Here is a 24,269-nt window from a genome sequence, read left to right as displayed (position 1 = left end):
AACCTGTGGGAGCGTGGCTTGTCGGATCGCCGCACCGCCGCGATGGCGTCGGCCCAAACGCAGAAAATCTCAGGGTTTGGCTTCAGCCTTTGCCACCGTCACCCACCACGGCGTGTGCTGTTCGATCTGCACCGGCAGGGTCGGCAGCAGGGCGCTCAGGGCCAGATCGGTGTCGTGCAGCGGGAAGCTGCCGGTGATTCGCAGGTCAGCGATTTCTGGTGCAACGCCAAGATGCCCGCGGCGATAGCGACCGAGTTCATGGACCAGGTCTTCCAGCCGCGCGTTGTCCACCACCAGCATGCCGCGCGTCCAGGCATCGGCGCCGAGGTTGAGCGCGACGATCGGCCCGAGGCCATTGCTGCGCATCATGACTTGCTGGCCTTCACGCAGAATCTGTTCTTCAGGGCTCGACTCAGGATGGGCCGCCACCGCCGATTTCAGCACGCTCAGGCGCGTACCTTCGTCTTCGCGCTTGACCAGGAACCTTGTCCCCAGTGCGCGCATGCTGCCTTCGCGGGTTTCGACGATAAACGGCCGGGCGTCGCCATGACCGGTTTCGACGAGAATTTCCCCTTCCTGGAGGATGATCAGCCGTTGTTTTTCATCGAAACGTACATCCACGGCACTGTGGGTGTTGAGGTTGATCAGCGTGCCGTCGGTCAGGCGCAGGGTGCGTTGCTCACCGGTGGCGGTGCGCTGGTCGGCCAGCCAATAGTCGATTGGCAGATAACGATCACCGGCGAACAGCGCCAACCCGATCACCGCGACGATGCTGGCCACGCCGCTGCCAAGTTTGCGCAAACGCCGGCGAATGCTTTCGCGCGATTGCAGTAAAGCAGTACGAGCCGGGCCGCTGGCAACGCTGAAACGCTGGTCGAGCATGCCCAATTGGCGCCAGGCCCGCGCATGTTCTTCGTGGGCAGCGTGCCATTTGGCGAACTCTTCGCGCTCCACCGGGTTGCCGGAGTCCAGGGACAATTGCCAGGCAATCGCGGCATCCAGCACCTGCACCGAGACGGGTTTGGAACTGACCGGACTCATACCGGCTCACCGTACAACGCGATGTAGCACTGACGAATGCCCTGGGCCAGGTACTGACGCACCCGCGGTACTGACACGCCCAGGCGCTCGGCGATTTCGGCGTGGCCGAGGCCGTCGAGCCGGTTGTAGAGAAAAGCTGCCCGGGCCTTGCTTGAGAGCTTGCCGAGCAGGCGGTCAATGGCTTTGAGGTCCTCGAGGATCAGTTGCTGTTCCTCCACTGACGGTTGTTCACCTGCGGGGATCAGCATCAGTTCGGTGAGGTAGGCCTGTTCCAGCGCGGCGCGGCGGAAATAGTCGAACAGCAGACCCTTGGCAATCGCCACCAGAAACGCGCGCGGTTCACGCGGCTCCTTCAGTTCCTCACGACCCAGCAAACGCACGAAAGTGTCCTGACTCAGGTCTTCGGCTCGTTGCGGACAGGCGACATTGCGTCGCAGCCAGGCCAATAGCCAACCGCGATGGTCGCGATACAACGCACCAACGAGCTCACTTTGAGGGCTTTGGACTGACGACACGTAGCATCACCGATTGGGAAGTATTAACTAACGAGAATTGTTCGCGATTGTGGCAGAGGCGGGGGAGGTAAGCAATTGGCGCTGGTCGGGTGGCCGCCAACGTCGGTGTATTGGCGCAAAAACCCCTGTAGGAGTCTTTTAGAAAGAAGGCGCTTGCTGCCGCCGCTTCCACTGATTCACCCGTTGCTGCAAATTCAACGGGCTATGAATCTGCATCTGTCGCGCCCGGCTGAACAGAATCAACGCCAGTTCAGCGGTGGCCAACGCATCGGCACTGGCATTGTGACGCTCGAATACTTCCAGTTTGAACCAGTCGATCCACTGATCCAGCCCGGCGTCGCGAATGTGCGCCTGAGGGCAAAGCAACGGCGCGATATCAGCCACATCCAGAAATGGATGCTGCAACTTGTAGCCCAGATGATCTTTCAAGGCGCGCCCGAGCATGTGCTGATCGAACGGCGCATGAAATGCCAGCACCGGGCTGTCGCCGACGAACTCCATGAGTTCGACCAGGGCTTGAGCCGGATCACTGCCCGCGGCAATCGCACTCGGCGCCAGGCCATGGATCAACACGCTGGGAGCCAACTTCATATCGGCGCATTGCAACGTGCGTTCGAACTGCTGGCTGAAATCGATCGCCCCGTCCTCGATCACCACCGCGCCGATGGACAACACCCGATCCTTGTTCAGGTTCAGCCCGGTGGTTTCCAGGTCGAGCACCACCCAGCGTTGTTCGCGCAGGCTGCATTCGCCGAGCTCTGCCGCCGGGGGCAAGCGTTGCAGACGTTGTTGGAGTTCGCCGGGAAGGCTCGGACCTGCCGGGCGCAGCCATGAAAACAGGCTCATAGCTGATACCGCAGGGCCAGGCTGCTTTGCAGGCGTTGTGCCTGGCGCAGGGATTCACGCAGGATACGTCGATCCAGATGATTGAGACTGTCCGGATCGACTCGGTTGGAGTAGGGCAAATTCTCTCGGGTCTGTAGCTGATGTTGCTGCATGCGGGCTTGCTGGATGAAGTGATAGGCCTCTTCGTACGCCGCACCGTCCAGCCGTTCGATGACTTCTTTGTCCACCAGTTGGCGAAAGCGATCCAGCGTGTTGTTCGCCTCGATCCCATGGGCCAGCGCGAGCAGTCGGGCACCGTCGACGAAAGGCGCCAGGCCCTGGATTTTCAAGTCCAGAGTGGCTTTCTCGCCATTCTTGCGAGCCAGTACGAACTCACGGAAACGTCCTACGGGCGGACGGTTGCGCAGGGCGTTCTCGGCCATCATCCGTTGGAACAGCCGGTTGTCATTCACCTGGTTGAGAATGCCCTGACGCAGCTGCTCGCAGCCTTGCTCGTCACCCCAGACCACCCGCAAGTCGAAATAAATGCTCGAACCCAGCAGGTTCTCCGGCGTTGCCTCGCGAATAAACGCCGCAAAACGTCGCGACCATTCGGCCCTGGACAGGCACAGCTCCGGGTTGCCGGCCATGATGTTGCCCTTGCACAGGGTAAAACCGCAGAGCGCCAGGCTCTGGTTGATCTGCTGGGCAATGGGCAGCAATTTGCCGCGAATCTCGGCGGCGTGGGCCGCGTCCCGGGCTTCGAACAGAATGCCGTTGTCCTGATCGGTGTGCAGCGTCTGCTCGCGGCGGCCTTCGCTACCGAAGCACAGCCAACTGAACGGAATGCCGGGGTCACCTTTCTCGGCAAGGGTCAGTTCGATCACCCGGCACACGGTGTGGTCGTTGAGCAGGGTGATGATGTGCGTGATCTGGGTGGAAGAGGCGCCGTGGGCCAGCATGCGCTCTATTAGTTGGCCGATTTCGCCGCGCATCGCGACCAGATTTTCCACTTTCTGGGCGCTGCGGATAGTCCGCGCCAGATGAACCAGATCGACCCGTTGCAGGGAAAACAGGTCACGTTCCGAGACCACGCCGCACAGGCGATGATCCTTGACCAGGCAGACGTGGGCGATGTGCCGCTCGGTCATGGCAATCGCCGCATCGAAGGCGCTGTGGTCCGGCGACAGGTAAAACGGCGCCTGGGTCATGTGCCGTTCGATGGCTTCGTTGAAGTCGTTAGTGCCGTCGGCCACCACATGGCGCAGGTCGCGCAGGGTGAAAATCCCCAGCGGCGCTTTATGTTCGTCGACCACCACGATGCTGCCGACTTGCTGCTCATGCATCAGGGTCACGGCTTCACGCAGCGGCGTGGCCGGGCTGCAGGTCACCGGGTGGCGCATGGCCAATTCGCCCAGGCGAGTATTGAGCGAGTACTGGGTGCCGAGGGTTTCCACGGCTTTTTGCTGGACTTGCTGGTTGACCTGATCCAGCAGGCTGCTGACGCCGCGTAGGGCAAAGTCGCGAAACGTGTTGGAAAGTGCGAACAGCTTGATGAACGCCAGCTTGTTCAGCTGTAGGCAAAAGGTGTCTTCGCCGGCCAGGTGCTCGGTGCGGGTCGCGCGCTCACCCAGCAGCGCGGCAAGGGGGAAACACTCGCCAGTGGTGATTTCGAAGGTGGTTTCGGTTCCGCCCTTGGCCGTATGGGGGCGTTCACCCACGACCCGGCCTTGTTTAACGATGTAGAAATGCTCAACCGGGCCGTCGGCGGGCTTGATGATGCTCTCGCCGGGTGCATAAAAACGCAGCTGACACTGCTCGACCAGGTACGCCAAGTGGGCGTGTTCCATTTGATTGAAGGGCGGGAAGCGCTGAAGGAATTGCAAAGTGCCCTGGATGTTCTGCAACACCGCGGTTTTCCCTGCCTGTGTGAAGGCGTCCGCTTTACTCATAACCATTACCGCAGTCTTTTTTGAATTGTTGTTGTCGGATGACTCAGCCATGGTCGGCCCCTGCGCGCGGGGTGCCCATTGGACGTAAGTCTAGGTAGGCAGTGAAGCTGTCGGTATTTGGGAAATGTCTGACGCAACTGTGGGAAAAACCTCCTACATTGGCTATAGGAAACTTTTCCGACGACGTGCACATTGAAGGTCTGCTTAGCGATGTCTGACGGATGTGCTAGGGAATAGAAATGAAAACGTAGAGTAAGCCATGTCCGACCACGATATTTTGAGTGACGCCGAGCGCAAGGCGCTGAGCGACGTCATGCTGGAACCTGACCTGCCGCCGCAGCGGGTGCTGATCGTCGACGACGATAAAGACGCGCGCGAGTTGCTGTCGGAGATTCTGGCGCTGGACGGGGTGCGCTGCATGACTGCCGCCAGTGGCGAAACGGCACTCAAGATGTTGGAGACGATGCCATCGATTGGCCTGGTGATTACCGATCTGCGGATGGGAAATGTCGATGGTCTGGACCTGATCCGGCAGGTCCGTGAATCGGTTCGGGCGGCAATGCCGTTCATCATCGTTTCCGGTGACGCTGACGTAAAAGATGCGATCGCCGCGATGCATTTGAGCGTGGTCGACTTCCTGCTCAAGCCTGTCGATACCGGCAAGCTATTGGCGCTGGTCAAGCATGAGTTGGGAATGGATGTGTAGGAACCGATTTGAAACAAAAAGGCCCTGATCTTTCGATCAGGGCCTTTTTTTGTCCGGCGTCAGCGCTTAGTTACAGGCCATTGGCAGCCTTGAACTCGCGGCGGCGACGGTGCAGAACCGGCTCGGTGTAGCCGTTCGGCTGTTTGGTGCCTTCGACCACCAGTTCGACCGCCGCCTGGAAGGCGATGTTGCTGTCGAAGTTCGGCGCCAATGGACGGTACAGCGAGTCATTGGCGTTCTGACGGTCAACCACTGGCGCCATGCGCTGGAGGCTTTCCATGACCTGATCTTCGGTGACGATGCCGTGACGCAGCCAGTTGGCGATGTGCTGGCTGGAAATCCGCAGCGTCGCACGGTCTTCCATCAGGCCGACGTCGTTGATGTCCGGCACTTTCGAACAGCCCACGCCCTGATCGATCCAGCGCACCACGTAACCGAGAATGCCCTGGGCGTTGTTGTCCAGTTCGTTCTTGATCTGTTCTGCAGTCCACTGCTGGTTCACTGCCAATGGAATGGTCAGGATGTCGTCCACCGAAGCGCGTGCACGTTTGGCCAGTTCGGCCTGACGAGCGAACACATCGACCTTGTGGTAGTGCAGCGCATGCAGCGCGGCAGCGGTCGGCGATGGAACCCACGCAGTGTTGGCGCCGGCCATCGGGTGAGCGATTTTCTGTTCGAGCATCGCTGCCATCAGGTCCGGCATGGCCCACATGCCTTTACCGATCTGCGCGCGACCTTGCAGGCCGGTGCTCAAACCGATATCGACGTTCCAGTTCTCGTAGGCGCCGATCCACTTCTCAGCCTTCATGTCCGCCTTGCGCACCATCGGGCCGGCTTCCATGGAGGTGTGGATTTCATCGCCGGTACGGTCGAGGAAACCGGTGTTGATGAACACTACACGCTCGCTGGCAGCCTTGATGCAGGCCTTGAGGTTGACCGTGGTACGGCGCTCCTCGTCCATGATCCCGACTTTCAGCGTGTTGCGCGGCAGACCGAGTACTTCTTCGATGCGACCGAACAGCTCGTTGGTGAACGCCGCTTCTTCCGGGCCATGCATCTTCGGCTTCACGATGTAGACCGAGCCAGTGCGGCTGTTCTTGCGCGAGTTGTTGCCGTTGAGGCTATGAATTGCCGCGAGGCTGGTGACCAGACCGTCGAGGATGCCTTCCGGCACTTCGTTGCCATCCTTATCCAGGATCGCGTCGATGGTCATCAGGTGACCGACGTTGCGCACGAACAACAGCGAGCGACCGTGCAGGCTCAATTCGCTGCCATCGAGAGCGGTGTAGGTGCGGTCGGCGTTCATGGTGCGGGTAAAGGTCTGACCGCCCTTGGAGACTTCTTCCGACAGATCGCCCTTCATCAGGCCGAGCCAGTTGCGGTAGATCACCACTTTGTCATCGGCATCGACGGCGGCGACGGAGTCTTCGCAGTCCATGATGGTGGTCAGCGCGGCTTCCATCAGGATGTCTTTGAGGCCGGCAGCGTCGGTCTGGCCGACCGGGGTGCTGGCGTCGACCTGGATTTCGAAGTGCAGGCCGTTGTTTTTCAGCAGGATCGCGGTCGGTGCGGCGGCATCGCCGTGGAAACCGATCAGCTGTGCATCGTTGCGCAGGCCGGTATTGCTGCCGCCTTTAAGGGCGACCACCAGTTTGCCCTCAACGATCTTGTAGCCGGTGGAATCGACGTGAGTGCCGGCAGCCAATGGCGCCGCTTCGTCGAGGAAGGCACGGGCGAAGGCGATGACCTTGTCGCCGCGAACCTTGTTGTAGCCTTTGCCTTTTTCCGCGCCGTCAGCTTCGCTGATGGCATCGGTGCCGTAGAGCGCGTCATACAGCGAACCCCAACGGGCGTTCGAGGCATTGAGCGCGAAACGGGCGTTCATCACCGGAACCACAAGTTGTGGGCCGGCCATGCGGGCGATTTCGTCATCGACGTTTTGCGTCGTTGCCTGGAAATCGGCCGCTTCTGGCAGCAGATAACCGATGTCTTGCAAGAAGGCTTTATAAGCCACGGCATCGTGCGCCTGGCCGGCACGGGATTGGTGCCAGCCATCGATACGAGCCTGGAAATCATCGCGTTTGGCGAGTAGGGCTTTGTTCTTCGGCGCCAGGTCATGAATGACCTTATCGGCACCGGCCCAGAACTTATCGGCGGTGAGGCCGGTACCGGGAATGGCTTCGTTGTTCACGAAGTCGAACAGGACTTTGGCGACCTGCAGGCCACCGACTTGAACGTGTTCAGTCATTGCTTGCCTCACTCTGCTCAGCTATTTCGCTTTTCAGCTCTTCAATTTAACAATGAAGCCTCTGGCATTTAAACCACAAACCTCTTGACCAGTACATGCCGTTGCGGGCGGCTGGGTTATGACCAATCAACGGCGTTGAGGCCTTGCTGACGGGGCTTTCGGGTTTGTGGCTGCACCTGCGGCAGACATCGATCCAGCGTTATGTAGTGCGCGCTGCGGCATACTACATGATGAATTGCGCTTGTGAAAATTAGACTAATTACGTCGTTCTGCGACCCCATGACGCATTGCAGTCACGTCGGGGATCGGGATGTTCTCAAAAAACCATTAGATTGTTCCAGTTAAATATCAAAACTTGTACACGATTTGTTTTCGGCAGGTTCATTGGTGGCGGCCCAATCGCGAGCAAGCTCGCTCCCACAAAGGCCTGCACGATCCTTGTGGGAGCGAGCTAGCTCGCGAAGGCTTCAGACGCATCAGCGAAGGCCCAGCCCTTGCCTATACTTGCTTTTCTATAACAAAAGTCATGACAAGAGGGCTGCGCCATGGACCACCTCGTACTCACTGTTTTCGCTCCGGACAAGCCAGGGCAGGTCGAGCGCATTGCCCAATGCATCGCCGAGCACGGCGGCAACTGGCTGGAGAGCCGCATGTCACGCATGGCCGGGCAGTTCGCCGGGATTCTTCGTGTGGGTGTGCCGGCCGAGGCCTACGATGAATTGGTGGATGCCCTACAGGCATTGTCCGCCCATGGCATTCGCGTGCTGATTGCCGAAAGCGGCATCGAGCAATCCTGCACCTGGAAACCGATTGCCATGGAATTGGTGGGCAATGATCGCCCGGGGATCGTACGCGACATCACGCGTCTGCTGAGTGAGCAGGGGGTGAACCTGGAGCGTCTGGTGACCGAAGTACGTCCGGCGCCGATGAGCAGCGAGCCTTTGTTTCACGCTGAAGCGATTCTGGCCGTGCCGCTGACGTTGTCCCTGGACGTGCTGCAATCGCGCCTGGAAACCCTGGCGGATGATTTGATGGTCGAGTTGGTGCTGCGCAGTGAACCCTGAAAAGGTTATCCAAGTTATACGTGCACCTGCCTGTGGATAACCTGTAGAGACAGCCCGCCAGGCCACGTCGGCCGGGGGTCTTCAGGATTTGATCAAAAAACCAGCAGTTTCAGGGACTTGCGCACAAACGCCGGGGATCACGTTGTGGATAACCTTGGGAAGGATCGATGCAGGCCACGTGAGCCGTGGCTTGCAGAGGTTTGTGCGTTTTTTGATCAGCTACGGCGGCGCAGACTTATCCACGCGTCGATGCTGTAAACCGCCAGGCCCGCCCAGATAAAGATGAACGCTACCAGTGTGCTCGACGACAAATGCTCACCAAACAGCAGAACAGCCTGCAACAGCACCAGCGTCGGTGCCAGGTACTGGAGAAATCCTAACGTCGTGTAGGGCAAATGCCGTGCAGCGGCGTTGAAACACACCAGCGGCACCAGCGTTACCGGACCGGCGGCCACCAGCCACCAGGCTTCGGACGTAGTCCAGAACTCGGCTTGAGCGCTGCTCGCGGTGGGGTTGAACAACAACCACGCGACGGCAATCGGCACCAGCATCCAGGTTTCCACCACCAGCCCAGGCAGCGCCTTGACCGGTGCCTGCTTGCGGATCAGTCCGTAGAAACCGAAGGTCAGCGCCAGCACCAGCGACACCCACGGCAGACTGCCGACTTGCCAGACCTGCTGCGCGACGCCGACCGCCGCCAGGCCAACCGCCAGCCATTGCATGCGCCGCAGTCGTTCGCCCAGGATCAGCATGCCCAACAGCACGTTCACCAGCGGGTTGATGTAGTAACCGAGACTGGCTTCGAGCATGCGGCCGTTGTTCACCGACCAGACGTAGGTCAGCCAGTTGGCCGCGATCAGCGTGCCGCTCAGGGCCAGGATCGCCAGGCGTTTGGGGTTATCACGCAACTCTCGCCACCAGCCTGGATGTTTCCACACCATCAGCAGCAAGGCGCCGAACAGCGCGGACCACAGTACTCGGTGGATGATGATCTCCACGGCGGGCACGCTGGCGATGGCTTTGAAGTAGAGCGGGAAAAGTCCCCAGATGATGTAGGCACTCAGGCCCAGAATGTACCCGCGACGCGGGTTGGCGGCTTGCATGCAGAATCCTTGCTTAGGCAGCTAACAAAGAGGGGATTGTAAGGAGATTATTCGGAATATGTCGCGGACCTTGTGGGAGCGAGCCTGCTCGCGATGGCGGTGTATCAGGCAAAAAATCAGCAAATGACAGACCGCTATCGCGAGCAGGGTCGCTCCCACAGGGTTTCGAGGTGAATCAGAAGAGTTTTAGGGGTTCTTCGTTGAGCGCAGCCAATTGTTCACGCAACGCCAACACTTGGTAGCCCCAATACCGTTCACTGCCGAACCACGGAAAACTGTGCGGGAACGCCGGGTCGTCCCAGCGGCGGGCGAGCCAGGCGCTGTAGTGCATCAGGCGCAAGGCGCGCAGCGGTTCGATCAACGCCAGTTCCCGCGGATCGAAGTCGTGGAACTCGCTATAGCCGTCCATCAATTCCGACAACTGACCGAGACATTCCTGACGATCACCCGCCAGCATCATCCAGATGTCCTGCACCGCCGGGCCCATGCGGCAGTCGTCCAGGTCGACGATGTGGAACATCTCGTCGCGGCACATCATGTTGCCGGGGTGGCAGTCGCCGTGCATGCGAATGTTCTTGTGCGGCGTAACGTTGTAGACCTCTTCCACCCGTTTGAGCAGGTCGCGGGCCACGGACTCGTAGGCCGGCAGCAGGCTTTTGGGTACGAAATTGCCTTCGAGCAATGTCGTCAGCGAGTCATGACCGAAGTTTTTCACGCCCAGTGCTTCGCGGTGTTCGAACGGTTTTGTAGTGCCGACGGCGTGCAGACGACCGAGCAGTTGCCCCAGGCGATACAGCTGATCGAGATTGCCGGGCTCCGGCGCACGGCCACCACGGCGGGGGAATAGGGTGAATCGGAAACCGTTGTGTTCGTGCAGGCTGGCACCGTTGTGAATCATCGGTGCGACCACCGGTACATCGCACTCGGCCAGTTCGAAGGTGAATTGGTGCTCTTCGAGAATGGCTTCATTGGTCCAGCGCTGCGGACGATAGAACTTGGCGATCAGCGGTTCGGAGTCTTCGATACCGACCTGATAGACACGGTTCTCGTAGCTGTTGAGCGCCAGAATGCGCGCGTCGCTGAGAAAGCCGATGCTTTCGACGGCATCGAGCACGAGGTCTGGGGTGAGGGTTGCAAACGGGTGGGCCATGCTGACTCCTGCGCGCAGCAGGCTGCCGCGTCCGGCCAAGCATGGTAGCGCAGACGGGGCTTCTTTAGGGGGTGGGCTTGAGTTCAGTGTTGTCTGGGCTGACGCTTTCGCGAGCAGGCTCACTCCTACAGGGATCTTGAGTGTGCACACTATCTGTGTCACCCAGACAATCAACTGTGGGAGTGAGCCTGCTCGCGATAGGGCCTTATCAGGCGCCGACGATCCCACCGTCCTCACGGGAAATCGCCATCACCGAAGACCGCGGCTTGCCATTCGGCAGATGCTCAGGGAACGTCGACCCGCCGTTTTCCCCCGGATGCTGAATCCCGACAAACAAGGTCTTCTGATCCGGCGAAAAGCTGATCCCCGTCACCTCGCAACCCACCGGCCCGACCATGAAGCGACGAATCTCCCCGGTCACCGGATCAGCGCAGAGCATCTGATTGTTGCCCATGCCCGCGAAATCACCGGCATTGCTCGAATCGCCATCGGTGAGAATCCACAACCGCCCAGCTTTGTCGAAACCCAAGCCGTCCGGGCTGTTGAACATGTTCTGCGGCGTGATGTTCGACGAGCCACCCTTCGGCGTGCCGGCGTGGACGCCCGGGTTGCCGGCGACCACAAACAGGTCCCAGGAAAAGCTTTTGGCACCGTGATCGTCACGGTCAGTGCGCCAGCGCAGAATCTGCCCGTAGACGTTCTTCTCGCGTGGGTTCGGCCCGCCCACCGGCTGACCATCCTCGCCACGTTTGGCGTTGTTGGTCAGCGTGCAATAGACCTGACCATCCTTGGGGCTGACGACGATCCATTCCGGGCGGTCCATGCGCGTGGCTTTCACCACACTGGCCGCGAGGCGTGCGTGAATCAGCACTTCGGCCTGATCGGCGAAACCGCTGCTGGCGTCGATGCCGTTTTTGCCGTGGGTCAGTTCGATCCACTCGCCCTGGCCTTTCGGGTGATCGGCATTGCCGTCGCCCGCGTCGAAGCGCGCCACGTACAAGGTGCCGTGGTCCAGCAGGTTGCGGTTGGCCTTGGGGTTTTTGTGGTTGATCTTGTCGCGGCTGACGAATTTGTAGATGAACTCACCGCGCTCATCGTCGCCCATGTACACCACGGCGTGACCGTCACTGGTTTCGGCCAGGGCGGCGTTTTCATGTTTGAAGCGACCCAGCGCAGTGCGTTTGACCGGCGTCGATTGCGGATCGAACGGGTCGATCTCCACGACCCAGCCGTGACGGTTGAGTTCGTTGGGGTTTTTCGCCAGGTCGAAGCGCTCGTCGTGTGGGTGCCAGTTGATCTCTTTGCTGGCCGCCACCGCGCCGTAGCGTTTCTGCGCTGCGTCGAATTTTTGCTCGGCATTGCTGCTGCCGAAGCAGTCAGTGAAGTTTTCTTCGCAGGTCAGGTACGTGCCCCACGGCGTCTTGCCGTTGGCGCAGTTCTGGAAGGTGCCGAGGACATTTTTGCCGTGCGGGTCGGCACTGGTTTTCACCAAGGCGTGGCCGGCGGCCGGGCCGCTCAGGCTGATCGGCGCGTTGCCGTGAATGCGTCGGTTGTAGCGCGAGCCCTGGACGAAATGCCACTGGTCGTTTTTGCGCTGCACCTCGATCACCGACACGCCTTCGCAGGCCAGTGCCTTGCGTACCTCTTCGGCCGACTGCGGCATGCCGCCGTGGGCGTAGAGGTAGCGATAGTTGGTGTATTCGTTATTGATCGCCATCAGCGCCCGGTTGTGGTCACCGGGAAATTCAAACAGGCTCATACCGTCGTTGTTGTCGCCGAACTGGGCTTCCTGATGTTCGGCCGAGCCGTTGCCACTTGGGTCGAACGCCGGGCCGTTGTTCTGCAGGGGTTGGCCCCAGCTAATTAATACCGAAGATTTGTAACCCGGCGGCAGGGTGATGGCGTCGCTGGTGGCGGCGGGAATACTGTCAAAGCCCAACAGTTTGCTGGAGCCGGCGCTGACGCTGGCGGCCAGCACGCTGCGGCTCAGCAGGTTGCCGCCCAGGAACATCGCTGCACCGCAAAGGGCGCCCGCGCTGATGAAGCCACGACGGCTGAGGCCGACCATTTTCTCGAGGTCGGTGGATTGATTGTCTTCTAATAGGCTCACATCAGGCTCCCTGCGGGTTTTTGCAGTCACCTTAATGGTGGTCGATGAAGCTTTTGTTGCAGCCGCCTCGTAGGAGCTGCCGAAGGCTGCGATCTTTTGATCTTAAAATCAGGATCAGAAGATCGCAGCCTTCGGCAGCTCCTACAGCGGTGTGCCGAGCAACACGTTGGACGGCGCGAACTGCACCAATACGGGTTTGTCAGTCGTCAGTCCGAGGGTTCTCAGGTGCAACGGTTCGGCCAGCGCGCAGAGTGTCTGGCCATTGGGCAAGCCGATGCGCACTTCGCTGGGGCCGTCCTCGGCGTCGAGAATTTCTTCGATGATGCCCTTCAGGCAATTATTGCCGGGTGTTGCCACTTGATCGATGCCCAGCAACTCCAGCCAGCCGGCCTTGATCAGTGCGACCACTTCGGTGCCGGTTTCCAGTTCCAGACGCATGGTGCTGTCGTGAGTGATCTGCGCATCGATGCTCAAGCCTTCGGCCAGTTCGAGGCGAATCCGGTCGTTGTGCCCTTGGGTATCAATCGCCACGACCTTGCCATGCAGTTGATTGCGCGCGCTGGTTCTGAGCATCAGTCGGCCGAGCAGGTCGAGATCGCTGGCATCTTCGGCGGCTTCCAGCACCTGAGCCTGCAAGGCTTGCAGCTTTTGATACAGGCGCAATACGCGCTCGCCTTCTCTGGAGAGTTTGGCGCCACCGCCGCCCTTGCCGCCGACACTGCGCTCTACCAACGGCTTTTGCGCGAGGTTGTTCAGCTCATCGATGGCGTCCCACGCAGCTTTGTAACTCAGCCCCGCGCTTTTCGCGGCGCGGGTGATCGAGCCCTGTTCGGCGATGTGTTGCAGCAACGCGATGCGCTGCGGACGGCGGACAATGTGCTGGGACAACAACGTGGGCAGGGACATGGCAAGGTGCTTTGACTGATGACGATGGGAAGACGTTGGCGGCTTGCCGCGAGGGAGTCAAGTCAGGCCGCATTTCTTGTGGGAGCGAGCCTGCTCGCGATGGCGTCGGTATAGCCGACATCGATGCTGAATTTTATGGCCTCATCGCGAGCAGGCTCGCTCCTACAGGTTTCGGTGTTCTTTACTCAAGTGACGTCACCGGGTTTGGGGGTGCGGGCCAGGCAATAGACGTCCACCCGAGCAGCGCCGGCATCCATCAACAGACGAGCCAAGGCTTGCGCCGTGGCGCCGGTGGTCAGTACGTCATCCACTAGTGCCAGGTGACGACCGTTGATGAACGCATCGGGAGTCAGAGCGAAGGCGTTACGCAGGTTCTTTTTGCGGGCCTCGGCATTCAGGTCCTGTTGGGCGCTGGTGTCCTGTGTCCTCAGCAACAGCGTTTCATCGCACTGAATGTCGAGGCTACCGCTGAGCCAGCGGGCGAGCATTGCGGCCTGGTTGAAACCCCGTTTGCGCAGTCGTTTGGAGGCCAGCGGAACCGGGATGAGCGCGTCGGGTCGATTCAGGTCTTCATCGAAGCGATGTTGCAGGAACTGAGCGAGAAGTTCGGCGAGCAGGCGACCAAACGGCCACTTCGCTGAGTGTTTGAAGCGTGTGATCAACGTGTCCACCGGAAAGCTGTAAGTCCAGGGCGTCGCGACCCGTTCAAAGGCTGGCGGTTGTTGCACGCATTGACCGCAGGTCAGGCCTGCAGTGGGCAACGGCAGAGCGCAGGTTTGGCATTGATCGCCCAACCAGGGCAGCTCCGTTTCACAGGCCATGCAGATGGGTGTGCATTCATCGGCGGGTTCTGAACAGAGCAAACAGTGTTGTTCGTTTTTTAACCAGATGTAAACCGGTCCTTCGTATCGTGGTTGACAGCGCATGAGTCTTCCTTAAATATGCCGAACATCCGTGTCGCGTCTGTGGGTATTCCATTCCCCAGCCGCTTGCCAAGCATAAAACAAAGGAAACACCCATGAGCGCCAGCACCACTGCAACCCTGCGTCATGACTGGTCTTTGGCCGAAGTCAAAGCACTCTTCGTTCAGCCATTCAATGACCTGTTGTTTCAGGCGCAGACGGTGCACCGCGCGCATTTCGACGCCAATCGGGTCCAGGTGTCGACGCTGCTGTCGATCAAAACCGGTGCCTGCCCGGAAGATTGCAAATATTGTCCGCAGTCCGGTCACTACAACACCGGCCTGGAAAAAGAAAAGCTGATGGAAGTGCAGAAGGTCCTCGAAGAGGCCGCTCGCGCCAAGGCCATCGGTTCGACCCGTTTCTGCATGGGCGCGGCGTGGAAACATCCGTCGGCCAAAGACATGCCTTACGTGCTGGAAATGGTCAAAGGCGTGAAAGCCATGGGCCTGGAAACCTGCATGACCCTCGGTCGCCTGGATCAGGACCAGACCGTTGCTCTGGCTGACGCCGGCCTCGACTACTACAACCACAACCTCGATACCTCGCCTGAGTTCTACGGCAGCATCATCACCACCCGTACTTACAGCGAGCGTCTGCAGACCCTGGCCTACGTGCGTGAATCGGGGATGAAGATCTGCTCCGGCGGCATCCTCGGCATGGGTGAGTCCCTCGATGACCGCGCCAATCTGCTGATCCAGCTGGCCAACCTGCCAGAGCACCCAGAGTCGGTGCCAATCAACATGTTGGTGAAAGTCGCCGGTACGCCGCTGGAAAATGCTGACGATATCGATCCGTTCGACTTCATCCGCATGCTCGCTGTCGCACGTATCCTGATGCCGCAATCCCACGTGCGCCTGTCCGCCGGCCGCGAAGCGATGAACGAGCAGATGCAGGCCCTGGCTTTCTTCGCCGGTGCCAACTCGATTTTCTACGGCGAAAAACTGCTGACTACCGCCAACCCGCAGGCCGACAAGGACATGCAACTGTTCTCGCGTCTGGGCATCCTGCCGGAAGCGCGTGAAGAGCACGCTGACGAAGTCCATCAGGCCGCGATCGAACAAGCGCTGGTTGAGCAGAAGAGCAGCGAGCAGTTCTATAACGCGGCTGTCTGAAGCCTTCGCCGATTCCTCTGAAGGAATGCAAAACACTGTGGGAGCGAGCTTGCTCGCGATAGCGATCTGTCAGTCGACAGTTATGTCGAATGTGCCACCGCTTTCGCGAGCAGGCTCGCTCCTACAAGGTACAGCGATCGCTTCTGAATTCTGATCCACGAGGTCCGCATGTCTTTCGATCTCAGCGCGCGCCTTGCTGCCCGTCGTGCCGAAAATCTCTACCGCCAACGCCCATTGCTCGAAAGCCCTCAAGGCCCGCAAGTAGTGGTCGATGGTAAGCCGTTGCTGGCGTTCTGTAACAACGACTACCTGGGCCTGGCCAATCACCCGCAAGTGATCGAAGCCTGGCGTGCAGGTGCGGCCCGTTGGGGCGTCGGCGGCGGGGCGTCGCATTTGGTCATCGGTCACAGCAGCCCGCATCACGCGCTGGAAGAGGCCCTGGCCGATTTCACCGGTCGCCCGCGCGCGCTGTTGTTCACCACCGGTTACATGGCCAACCTCGGCGCAGTCACCGCGCTGGTCGGGCAGGGCGATACGGTGCTGGAAGACCGGCTCAATCACGCGTCCTTGCTGGATGCGGGTCTGTTGTCCGGAGCGCGCTTCAATCGCTATCTGCACAACGACGCGGCGAGTCTGGCCAAGCGTCTTGAGAAGGCGACCGGCAATACCCTGGTGGTCACCGACGGTGTGTTCAGCATGGACGGCGACATCGCCGACCTGCCAGCGTTGGCTCGGGAGGCGAAAGCCAAAGGTGCATGGTTGATGGTCGATGACGCTCACGGCTTTGGCCCGCTGGGCGCCAATGGCGGCGGGATCGTCGAGCATTTCGGTCTGAGTCAGGAATATGTGCCGGTTTTAGTCGGCACGCTCGGCAAGGCATTCGGAACGGCCGGGGCTTTTGTCGCCGGCAGCGAAGAGCTGATCGAGAGCCTGATCCAGTTCGCCCGTCCCTACATTTACACCACCAGCCAGCCGCCGGCGCTGGCCTGCGCGACGCTGAAAAGCCTCGAATTGCTGCGCACTGAACACTGGCGTCGTGAGCATCTGAAGACGCTCATTGCCCAATTCCGCCATGGCGCCGAACAAATCGGCCTGGAGTTGATGGACAGCTTCACGCCGATCCAGCCGATCATGATCGGCGATGCCGGGCGTGCGGTTCGACTGTCGCAGATGCTGCGCGAACGCGGTCTGATGGTCACGGCGATCCGTCCACCGACCGTCCCCGCCGGCAGCGCCCGACTGCGTGTAACCCTGACTGCCGCGCACAGCGAGGCACAGGTGCAGCTATTGTTAAATGGACTGGCCGATTGTTTTCAACAACTGGGACCGGAGCCAAGCCATGCGTGATCGTCTGATTCTGCTGCCCGGCTGGGGCCTCGGAATTTCTCCACTGGAGCCCTTGGCGGCGGCGTTACAAGGACTGGATGAACACTTGCGGGTCGAGATCGAGCCGTTGCCGGAGCTGGAATCAAGCGATCTTGAGGAGTGGCTCGATGAGTTGGATTCGACGTTGCCACAGGATGCCTGGCTCGGTGGCTGGTCGCTCGGCGGCATGCTCGCTTCAGAGTTGGCAGCCCGGCGCGGCGATCGCTGCTGCGGCTTGCTGACCCTGGCGAGCAATCCTTCTTTTGTCGCCCATGAGCAATGGCCGAGCGCGATGCCTGCCGAAACCTTCGATGCGTTTTTGGCCGGCTGCAAGGCTGATCCGCGCATGACGTTGAAACGTTTCTCGCTGCTCTGCGCTCAGGGTGCCGAAGACCCGCGCGGGTTGTCTCGGCTGTTGCTCGGTGGCGCGCCACACACTTCGGCAGAGGTGCTAATGAGCGGCCTGGAGTTGCTCGCACAGCTGGATACCCGCCAGGCTTTGCAGGCGTTTCGCGGCCCGCAACTTCATTTGTTCGCCGGCCTCGATGGACTGGTTCCAGCCGAAGCAGCGGGCGACCTGCTGACGTTGTTGCCGGATGTTGAAATCGGTCTGATCGAGCAGGCCAGTCACGCGTTTCTTCTGGAAGACCCTCACGGTGTGGCGGGGGCGATTCAGGCCTTTTTGCATGAGTCCGGTGATGACTGATTTATCCCTTCCCAACCTGCCCGGCGGTTTGCCCGACAAACGCCAGGTGGCGGCATCTTTTTCCCGTGCGGCGGCAAGCTACGACAGCGTGGCCGAATTTCAGCGCGACGTTGGCAGTGAATTATCGAGTCGTTTGCCTGAGGACTTCGTGCCGGGTGTGTGGCTGGATCTGGGCTGCGGAACCGGGCATTTCAGTCGCGCATTGGGCGAGCGATTTCCTGTCAGTCACGGACTGGCACTGGACATCGCCGAAGGCATGCTCAAACACGCCCGGCCGTTGGGTGGCGCAACGCATTTCATCGCCGGCGATGCCGAGCGGTTGCCGTTGCAGGATTCGACCTGCGATCTGATCTTCTCCAGCCTGGCGGTGCAGTGGTGCGCGGACTTCGCTTCGGTGCTCAGTGAAGCCAATCGCGTATTGAAACCTGGCGGAATTTTCGCGTTTGCTAGTCTGTGCGTGGGCACACTGTTAGAGCTGCGTGACAGCTGGCGTCAGGTGGATGGCATGGTGCACGTCAACCGCTTCCGCGAATTCGGGGTTTATAAACAGCTTTGCGCGAACAGTGGGTTGAGCGTCGCGAGTCTGGAAACCCGACCGCACGTGTTGCACTACCCGGATGTGCGCAGCCTGACCCATGAGCTGAAGGCGCTGGGTGCACACAACCTGAACCCCGGTCGGCCGGGTGGTTTGACCGGCAGGGCGCGGATCCTCGGATTGATCGAGGCTTATGAGCAGTTTCGTCAGGCCGAAGGATTGCCGGCGACTTATCAAGTGGTCTACGCCGTGTTGGAGAAACCTTTATGAGCGCAGCCTATTTCATCACTGGCACTGACACCGATGTCGGCAAGACCACCATTGCAGCAGGTTTGTTGCATGCCGCGCGGTCAGCCGGTTTGAGCACGGCGGCAGGCAAACCGGTCGCCTCCGGTTGCGATGTGACGCCCAAGGGTTTGCGCAACGCTGATGCATTGGCGCTGATGGCGCAGTGCTCGTTGCCTTTGACTTATGCGCAGGTCAACCCAGTGGCATTCGAACCACCGATCGCACCGCATCTGGCAGCGCGGGAGGCCGGCGTGGCATTGACGGTGCAATCACTGTTGACGCCCATGCAGGACATTCTCGATATGCAAGCGGACTTCACCTTGATCGAAGGTGCTGGAGGCTGGCGAGTGCCTTTGGCGGATCAGGACAATCTGTCGGACCTGGCGATGGCGCTGGATCTGCCGGTGATCCTGGTGGTGGGTGTGCGTCTGGGTTGCATCAACCATGCGCTGCTGACAGCCGAGGCGATTGCTCAGGACGGTTTGCAGTTGGCGGGGTGGGTGGCCAATATCATCGACCCGAAGACTGCGCGCCTGGAAGAAAACCTTGCAACACTTGCTGAGCGGATCCCGGCACCGTGCCTTGGGCGAGTGCCGAAACTCAAGTTGGTGACGGCTGAAGCGGTGGCGGAGCATCTGCAACTGGACTTGCTGGACTGAGTTTTCTGGCAGTGGTTTTAACTATGACAAGGCACTGTGCCATTAGTGTTTTTGTCGGGTCTTTTGTCAGTGGGTCTGCTTCAATGGCCGCTGTTGATCCTTTGTAGGACGAGTTCTCCCATGGAAATCTCAGGAAACACCGCTTTTTATGCCGGTCTGAGCACTATTCAGACAGGGCAGAACCGTGCCGATCAGGCCTCTGGCCAGATCGCCAACACGACGATCGAGCGTTCGGTGACGAGCCAGTCTTCCGAAGCTCAGGTCGATCGTCTGCGTTCGGTAGATCGCAGTCAGCAGTCGGACCTGGCCAGCAATATGGTCGAGATGTCCCAAGGCAAATTTCAGGTTGAACTGGGTGTCAAAGTCGCCAAGGCATCCGACGAAATGCTCGGTACGCTGATTGATACCTACGCTTGAACCCTCGCTGAACCCGCTCCCTCAACGCCGCGACTATTCGCGGCGTTTTTCTGCGTGAATCCTTCTCCCTCAACTAATCTTTCCTCCACCGCGTATTGCTCAGGCGACGGTGTTGCGTTGCTGTGGGTCTGGTATTTGCCTCATGTGATGACGAACGGCAAAAGATCGGCGCTTGACAAGATTTGGGCGTAAACGTATGTTTCAAACAACTGTTTGACCGTCACAACAAATCAACACGGTCGTTCATTCCCGGTTACATCAGCAGAGGTTTATCGCTATGCCTGACTACAAGGCCCCCTTGCGTGATATTCGCTTCGTTCGTGACGAACTGCTCGGTTACGAAGCGCACTATCAGAGCCTTCCGGCTTGTGCAGACGCAACTCCAGACATGGTTGACGCCATTCTCGAAGAAGGCGCCAAGTTTTGTGAGCAGGTGCTGGCGCCGCTGAACCGCGTGGGTGACACCGAAGGCTGCACCTGGAGCGAGTCCGGCGTTAAAACCCCGACGGGCTTCAAAGAAGCCTACAAACAATTCGTCGAAGGCGGCTGGCCAAGCCTGGCCCATGACGTAGAGCACGGCGGCCAAGGCCTGCCGGAGTCTCTGGGTCTGGCCGTCAGCGAAATGGTTGGCGAAGCCAACTGGTCGTGGGGCATGTACCCTGGCCTGTCCCATGGCGCGATGAACACCATTTCCGAGCACGGCACGCCTGAGCAGCAAGAGGCTTACCTGACCAAGCTGGTTTCCGGCGAATGGACCGGCACCATGTGCCTGACCGAACCGCATTGCGGCACCGACCTGGGCATGTTGCGCACCAAGGCTGAACCTCAGGCCGACGGTTCCTACAAAGTATCCGGCACCAAGATCTTCATCTCGGCCGGCGAACACGACATGGCTGACAACATCGTCCACATCGTGCTGGCACGCCTGCCGGATGCACCGGCTGGCACCAAAGGCATTTCGCTGTTCATCGTGCCCAAGTTCATGCCGAACGAAGACGGTTCGGTCGGCGCACGCAACGCTGTGACCTGTGGTTCCCTGGAACACAAGATGGGCATCCACGGTAACGCCACCTGCGTGATGAACTTCGACTCGGCCACCGGTTACCTGATCGGCCCGGCGAACAAAGGCCTGAACTGTATGTTCACCTTCATGAACACCGCACGTCTGGGCACCGCGCTGCAAGGTCTGGCTCACGCCGAGATCGGCTTCCAGGGCGGTCTGAAATACGCTCGTGATCGTCTGCAAATGCGCTCGCTGACTGGCCCGAAAGCGCCGGAAAAAGCCGCTGACCCGATCATCGTTCACCCTGATGTACGTCGCATGCTGTTGACCATGAAGGCCTTCGCCGAAGGCAACCGTGCGATGGTTTACTTCACGGCCAAGCAAGTCGACATCGTCAAATACGGCGTGGACGAAGAAGAGAAGAAGAAGGCCGACGCACTGTTGGCGTTCATGACGCCGATCGCCAAAGCCTTCATGACTGAAGTCGGCTTCGAATCCGCCAACCACGGCGTGCAAATCTACGGCGGCCACGGCTTCATCGCCGAGTGGGGCATGGAACAGAACGTTCGCGACAGCCGCATTTCGATGCTGTACGAAGGCACCACCGGTATCCAGGCACTCGACTTGCTGGGCCGTAAAGTGCTGATGACTCAAGGCGAGGCCCTGAAAGGCTTCACCAAGATCGTCCACAAGTTCTGCCAGACCAACGAAGGCAACGAAGCGGTCAAAGAGTTCGTCGAGCCGTTGGCTGCGCTGAACAAAGAGTGGGGCGAGCTGACCATGAAGGTCGGTATGGCGGCCATGAAAGATCGCGAAGAAGTCGGCGCGGCGTCGGTGGATTACCTGATGTACTCCGGTTACGCCTGCCTGGCTTACTTCTGGGCTGACATGGCGCGTCTGGCTGCCGAGAAACTGGCTGCCGGCACTACCGAAACGGCGTTCTACACCGCCAAACTGCAGACTGCGCGCTTCTACTTCCAGCGCATCCTGCCGCGTACCCGCACTCACGTTGTCACCATGCTGTCGGGCGCTAACAACCTGATGGACATGAAAGAAGAAGACTTCGCGCTGGGTTACTAAGCCTTAACGCAGTCCTTCGAAATAAACCGCCGCTCCTTCGGGAACGGCGGTTTTTTTTTGCTCCATCCTGACTCGTCAGACCTTACTCACCATGGGGTTGGCTCTAAAGGGCCGACTCCAGTCGGAGTGCTCGTGCCTTCCCCGTTGCGTATGAACGGCAGGTGCCAGAAGTCGTTCGGAACCACTGGATCGCCGGGTTTGACGCCTTCCGGGAAGATGAACTCGAACACCGGTGCCACGTATTGTCCTGCAGTCAAACCGTTGGCTACGGTCAGCCGGCTGGCGTTTTGAATGCAATTGTCCACGGCGGTCTGGGAAAGGGACAATTGTGGAGCGCACATTGAGCGCGCAACGACCCGCAAGGTACGCGTCGGCTGGCTGAGCAGTCCGGCCGGGGCCTTGGCTGCCCGAATCCTGGCACGTTGTGGCTGGGCACCCAGGTTTTGGGTCGTGATGCCGCCCGAGGCTCCCAGGCAACTGGCGGCAAGGCCTGCCGCAGGGTCGCATTCACCCGTCATCTCAAAGGGGGTCACCCAGCGATTGGTCTGGGCGCCCGTCGATGGATTGACATCGATCAGATAAATATCGACCGGGGTCTTGATGTCGGTGGTCGAGGCTTCAAGGAATATCCGGTCCTGCGTTTCCTGGGCTGCGCCACCGATAGCGGTCGCCGCAGGGTCGGCAGTACCCACACCGAATTCTCCGATAGACAGGTAGCTGGGTTGAGTCCCCGGTTGAGTGTAGATCCCGACATTGGCCTCGATGGTGTGCGCTGAGATGAAGTCAGGGCTGCCCGACGTCGCCGATTTGAACAGCGTGCCGGAATAGCTGATGAAGTCGCCGACCTCGAATGGAGCCTGTTGCGTCGGGTCAGGATCGGTCGCGGTGCGCGTCGCATCGCTGAACCGCTTCATGACGAACTGACTGCAAAAGACCTGACCTACCGCCGGTGCTGAAAGCTCTCCGCTGGCCGGCAGTGTCACGCCGGCCTGGCTGAAGTTGCGGCAGTTGTTGGTGGTCGTCGTGGTGACCACCTTAGGCCGGTTTTTCTGCGGGCAGAGGGTGTCGTCCCCGGATATGGTACGCGGCACACACATCGGATAACCGGTGGCGGCATGAATGGTGGGGTTGGCGTCGTCGACGGAGAAGCGCGGGTCGGGGCTTTGCGGGCGGCCAAAACGTCCGTTCGGATCGTTTATCTGGATGATCGTCGGCAGCGAAGGGTTGCCGCTGTCGACTTCGATGTTGCCGTTGGTGTAGTCGATTCGGGAAATGTAGCCATTGCCAGCATTGGCAGATTGCTGCGAGACAAAGATCAGACCGGCAATTTTCTTGTCGGCAATGAAGTTGCCCACCACATGGATCTCGAACGAAGGATAAGCCGGTGGTGTTTTGTTGAGCGCCAATGGGCCGCCATGGACAAAGTCCGCCCAGCTCAGGGTGTTGGCTGGCATCTGCATAATCGTGTTGCAGGGGACGGTTATCGTCACGCCGTTCAGTTGGACGGTGCCCCCATAGCGACCAGGGTCGGTGGTGTTAGGGCAGTTAACGTTGGTGGGGTCCAGAGTCATGTTTTGGATAAATCCGGTGATGTCGAAGCCATGAACCGCATTCGGATTGGCGAATACCGGGTCGGGTAGGGTGGGCGTCGAGAACGGCGGGGTTGCGCCCTTGACGGGTGGTTTGGCCGTCCCGTTTTTAGCCAACGCAGGGTCTGCTGCTCCAAAGGCCAATGCCATGAAAACGGCACAGGCCAGAAGCCCGTGGCGACATGACAAGGCATTGGGTCGCTTGTGGAGCGGCGGTATAGCGAGCGCTTTTGCAAGTGTGGATAAGCTCATGGATCTCTCCAATTTCATGCAGAACCAGTTGCCGGCCTATCGACTTGCAGACCTGCCAATGCGTTGAACCCTGCGCAGAAGAAGCGGGAGGTCGTGTGCGTCGAATTGGGCTCGATCCAGAGAGAAAGTGTCCATGTACAGTGGCTGCACGAATGACACTTACCCTTCAGGTGCTTTCTATCTGCGTTGCGTCGGCCGGTTACGGACGCAAACGCGAGAGACATTTCCTTGAGCCTGAGGCGTACAAAGCAGTTGTCGTGCCGGTTTTGAAACAATTAGACACAAACAATCACCGGCGCACTAAGAATGCGGGCTGCGCGGCCAAGGATGGTATTGCGGATAACACTATCGAATTAATACCCCCGGCACAGGGGGGGACATATACCCAAGTTTGGGAGTGTGTGAAATGACGTGCAGTTACTCACTGGTTGAGTTTGATCCTAAGTGCTGAATGAGAAATATTGTCTATACCTACTCCGGGCGGAACAACATTGCAAGAGAAATGTATTTAGGTGTTGGTCATAAGACTTTTTTGTATTGATGTTAAATAAAATACATAGCTCACGCAGTGTAACTTGTACACGCGTGAAGTGGGGGCTAATCATGTAGGTACTGAGTAAGTGGATCTGGCGTGCCGGGAGATTAAATAGCGGGCGCCCTTTGCTACTGAGTTAGCAATTA

The 24,269-nt window shown here is 59.4% G+C and carries 20 protein-coding genes; 9 read left to right on the top strand and 11 right to left on the bottom strand.

Annotation, left to right across the window (positions count from 1 at the left end):
* Nucleotides 1-69 precede the first annotated feature (69 nt).
* From VD17_RS01705 to VD17_RS01690, 4 genes are all read right to left on the bottom strand, one after another.
* The gene (locus VD17_RS01705; RefSeq protein WP_046052411.1) at nt 70-1,041 is read right to left on the bottom strand and encodes a FecR domain-containing protein; all 972 of its coding nucleotides are present in this window, start codon (nt 1,039-1,041) and stop codon (nt 70-72) included.
* Nucleotides 1,038-1,556 (bottom strand): RNA polymerase sigma factor, encoded by a 519-nt coding sequence (locus tag VD17_RS01700; protein WP_046052410.1) that lies wholly within the window; start codon nt 1,554-1,556, stop codon nt 1,038-1,040. Before VD17_RS01700 ends, VD17_RS01705 begins: the two co-directional genes overlap by 4 nt.
* A 138-nt stretch (nt 1,557-1,694) precedes the next feature.
* Nucleotides 1,695-2,402 (bottom strand): 3'-5' exonuclease, encoded by a 708-nt coding sequence (locus VD17_RS01695; RefSeq protein WP_046052409.1) that lies wholly within the window; start codon nt 2,400-2,402, stop codon nt 1,695-1,697.
* Entirely contained in the window at nt 2,399-4,339 is a 1,941-nt protein-coding gene (locus VD17_RS01690) for a putative nucleotidyltransferase substrate binding domain-containing protein (protein WP_046052582.1), read from the bottom strand. The genes VD17_RS01695 and VD17_RS01690 overlap by 4 nt, the downstream gene beginning before the upstream one ends.
* A gap of 253 nt (nt 4,340-4,592) precedes the next feature.
* Between VD17_RS01690 and VD17_RS01685 the strand changes: the two genes are divergently transcribed.
* Nucleotides 4,593-5,039 (top strand): response regulator, encoded by a 447-nt coding sequence (locus tag VD17_RS01685; RefSeq protein ID WP_046052408.1) that lies wholly within the window; start codon nt 4,593-4,595, stop codon nt 5,037-5,039.
* A 70-nt stretch (nt 5,040-5,109) separates the two neighbouring features.
* Here VD17_RS01685 and VD17_RS01680 read toward each other — a convergent pair whose 3' ends face one another.
* Nucleotides 5,110-7,287, bottom strand: coding sequence for a malate synthase G (locus VD17_RS01680; protein WP_046052407.1), 2,178 nt, complete (start codon nt 7,285-7,287; stop codon nt 5,110-5,112).
* A gap of 545 nt (nt 7,288-7,832) precedes the next feature.
* Here VD17_RS01680 and VD17_RS01675 point away from each other — a divergent pair.
* On the top strand, nt 7,833-8,351 hold the full coding sequence (locus VD17_RS01675) for a glycine cleavage system protein R (protein WP_007947710.1): 519 nt from the start codon (nt 7,833-7,835) through the stop codon (nt 8,349-8,351).
* 215 nt (nt 8,352-8,566) lie between these two features.
* On the opposite strand, the gene rarD is transcribed toward VD17_RS01675, so the two are convergent.
* The 5 genes from rarD to VD17_RS01650 form a co-directional block, all read right to left on the bottom strand.
* On the bottom strand, nt 8,567-9,454 hold the full coding sequence (gene rarD, locus VD17_RS01670) for an EamA family transporter RarD (protein ID WP_046052406.1): 888 nt from the start codon (nt 9,452-9,454) through the stop codon (nt 8,567-8,569).
* Between the two features lie 175 nt (nt 9,455-9,629).
* A complete protein-coding gene (locus VD17_RS01665; RefSeq protein ID WP_046052405.1) occupies nt 9,630-10,604 on the bottom strand; it encodes a serine/threonine protein kinase in 975 nt (324 codons plus the stop codon).
* 208 nt (nt 10,605-10,812) lie between these two features.
* Nucleotides 10,813-12,714: a PhoX family protein gene (locus tag VD17_RS01660; RefSeq protein ID WP_046052404.1), complete on the bottom strand. Its 1,902-nt coding sequence runs from the start codon at nt 12,712-12,714 to the stop codon at nt 10,813-10,815.
* 141 nt (nt 12,715-12,855) lie between these two features.
* Complete coding sequence (locus VD17_RS01655; RefSeq protein ID WP_046052403.1) at nt 12,856-13,620, bottom strand: TOBE domain-containing protein; 765 nt, start codon at nt 13,618-13,620, stop codon at nt 12,856-12,858.
* A gap of 185 nt (nt 13,621-13,805) precedes the next feature.
* Complete coding sequence (locus tag VD17_RS01650) at nt 13,806-14,546, bottom strand: ComF family protein (RefSeq protein ID WP_046052402.1); 741 nt, start codon at nt 14,544-14,546, stop codon at nt 13,806-13,808.
* Between the two features lie 92 nt (nt 14,547-14,638).
* Between VD17_RS01650 and bioB the strand changes: the two genes are divergently transcribed.
* From bioB to VD17_RS01615, 7 genes are all read left to right on the top strand, one after another.
* Nucleotides 14,639-15,694: a biotin synthase BioB gene (bioB, locus tag VD17_RS01645; RefSeq protein ID WP_008147151.1), complete on the top strand. Its 1,056-nt coding sequence runs from the start codon at nt 14,639-14,641 to the stop codon at nt 15,692-15,694.
* A gap of 168 nt (nt 15,695-15,862) precedes the next feature.
* Nucleotides 15,863-17,041: an 8-amino-7-oxononanoate synthase gene (bioF, locus tag VD17_RS01640; RefSeq protein ID WP_046052401.1), complete on the top strand. Its 1,179-nt coding sequence runs from the start codon at nt 15,863-15,865 to the stop codon at nt 17,039-17,041.
* Entirely contained in the window at nt 17,034-17,765 is a 732-nt protein-coding gene (locus VD17_RS01635; RefSeq protein ID WP_046052400.1) for an alpha/beta fold hydrolase, read from the top strand. Before bioF ends, VD17_RS01635 begins: the two co-directional genes overlap by 8 nt.
* The gene (gene bioC / locus VD17_RS01630) at nt 17,758-18,570 is read left to right on the top strand and encodes a malonyl-ACP O-methyltransferase BioC (RefSeq protein ID WP_046052399.1); all 813 of its coding nucleotides are present in this window, start codon (nt 17,758-17,760) and stop codon (nt 18,568-18,570) included. Before VD17_RS01635 ends, bioC begins: the two co-directional genes overlap by 8 nt.
* Nucleotides 18,567-19,247, top strand: a complete 681-nt coding sequence (bioD, locus tag VD17_RS01625) for a dethiobiotin synthase (RefSeq protein ID WP_046052398.1) — start codon at nt 18,567-18,569, stop codon at nt 19,245-19,247. Before bioC ends, bioD begins: the two co-directional genes overlap by 4 nt.
* Before the next feature lie 120 nt (nt 19,248-19,367).
* Complete coding sequence (locus VD17_RS01620; RefSeq protein WP_046052397.1) at nt 19,368-19,664, top strand: hypothetical protein; 297 nt, start codon at nt 19,368-19,370, stop codon at nt 19,662-19,664.
* Between the two features lie 277 nt (nt 19,665-19,941).
* A complete protein-coding gene (locus VD17_RS01615) occupies nt 19,942-21,747 on the top strand; it encodes a phenylacyl-CoA dehydrogenase (protein WP_046052396.1) in 1,806 nt (601 codons plus the stop codon).
* An 86-nt stretch (nt 21,748-21,833) separates the two neighbouring features.
* Here the strand turns inward: VD17_RS01615 and VD17_RS01610 are convergent, their stop codons facing one another.
* The gene (locus VD17_RS01610) at nt 21,834-23,588 is read right to left on the bottom strand and encodes a hypothetical protein (RefSeq protein ID WP_046052395.1); all 1,755 of its coding nucleotides are present in this window, start codon (nt 23,586-23,588) and stop codon (nt 21,834-21,836) included.
* Nucleotides 23,589-24,269: the final 681 nt, after the last annotated feature.

The organism is Pseudomonas fluorescens (genome assembly GCF_000968015.1).
GTDB lineage: Bacteria > Pseudomonadota > Gammaproteobacteria > Pseudomonadales > Pseudomonadaceae > Aquipseudomonas > Aquipseudomonas fluorescens_W.
The sequence above is the reverse complement of the archived record's forward strand: the minus strand, read 5'-3'. Positions and strand labels throughout refer to the sequence as shown.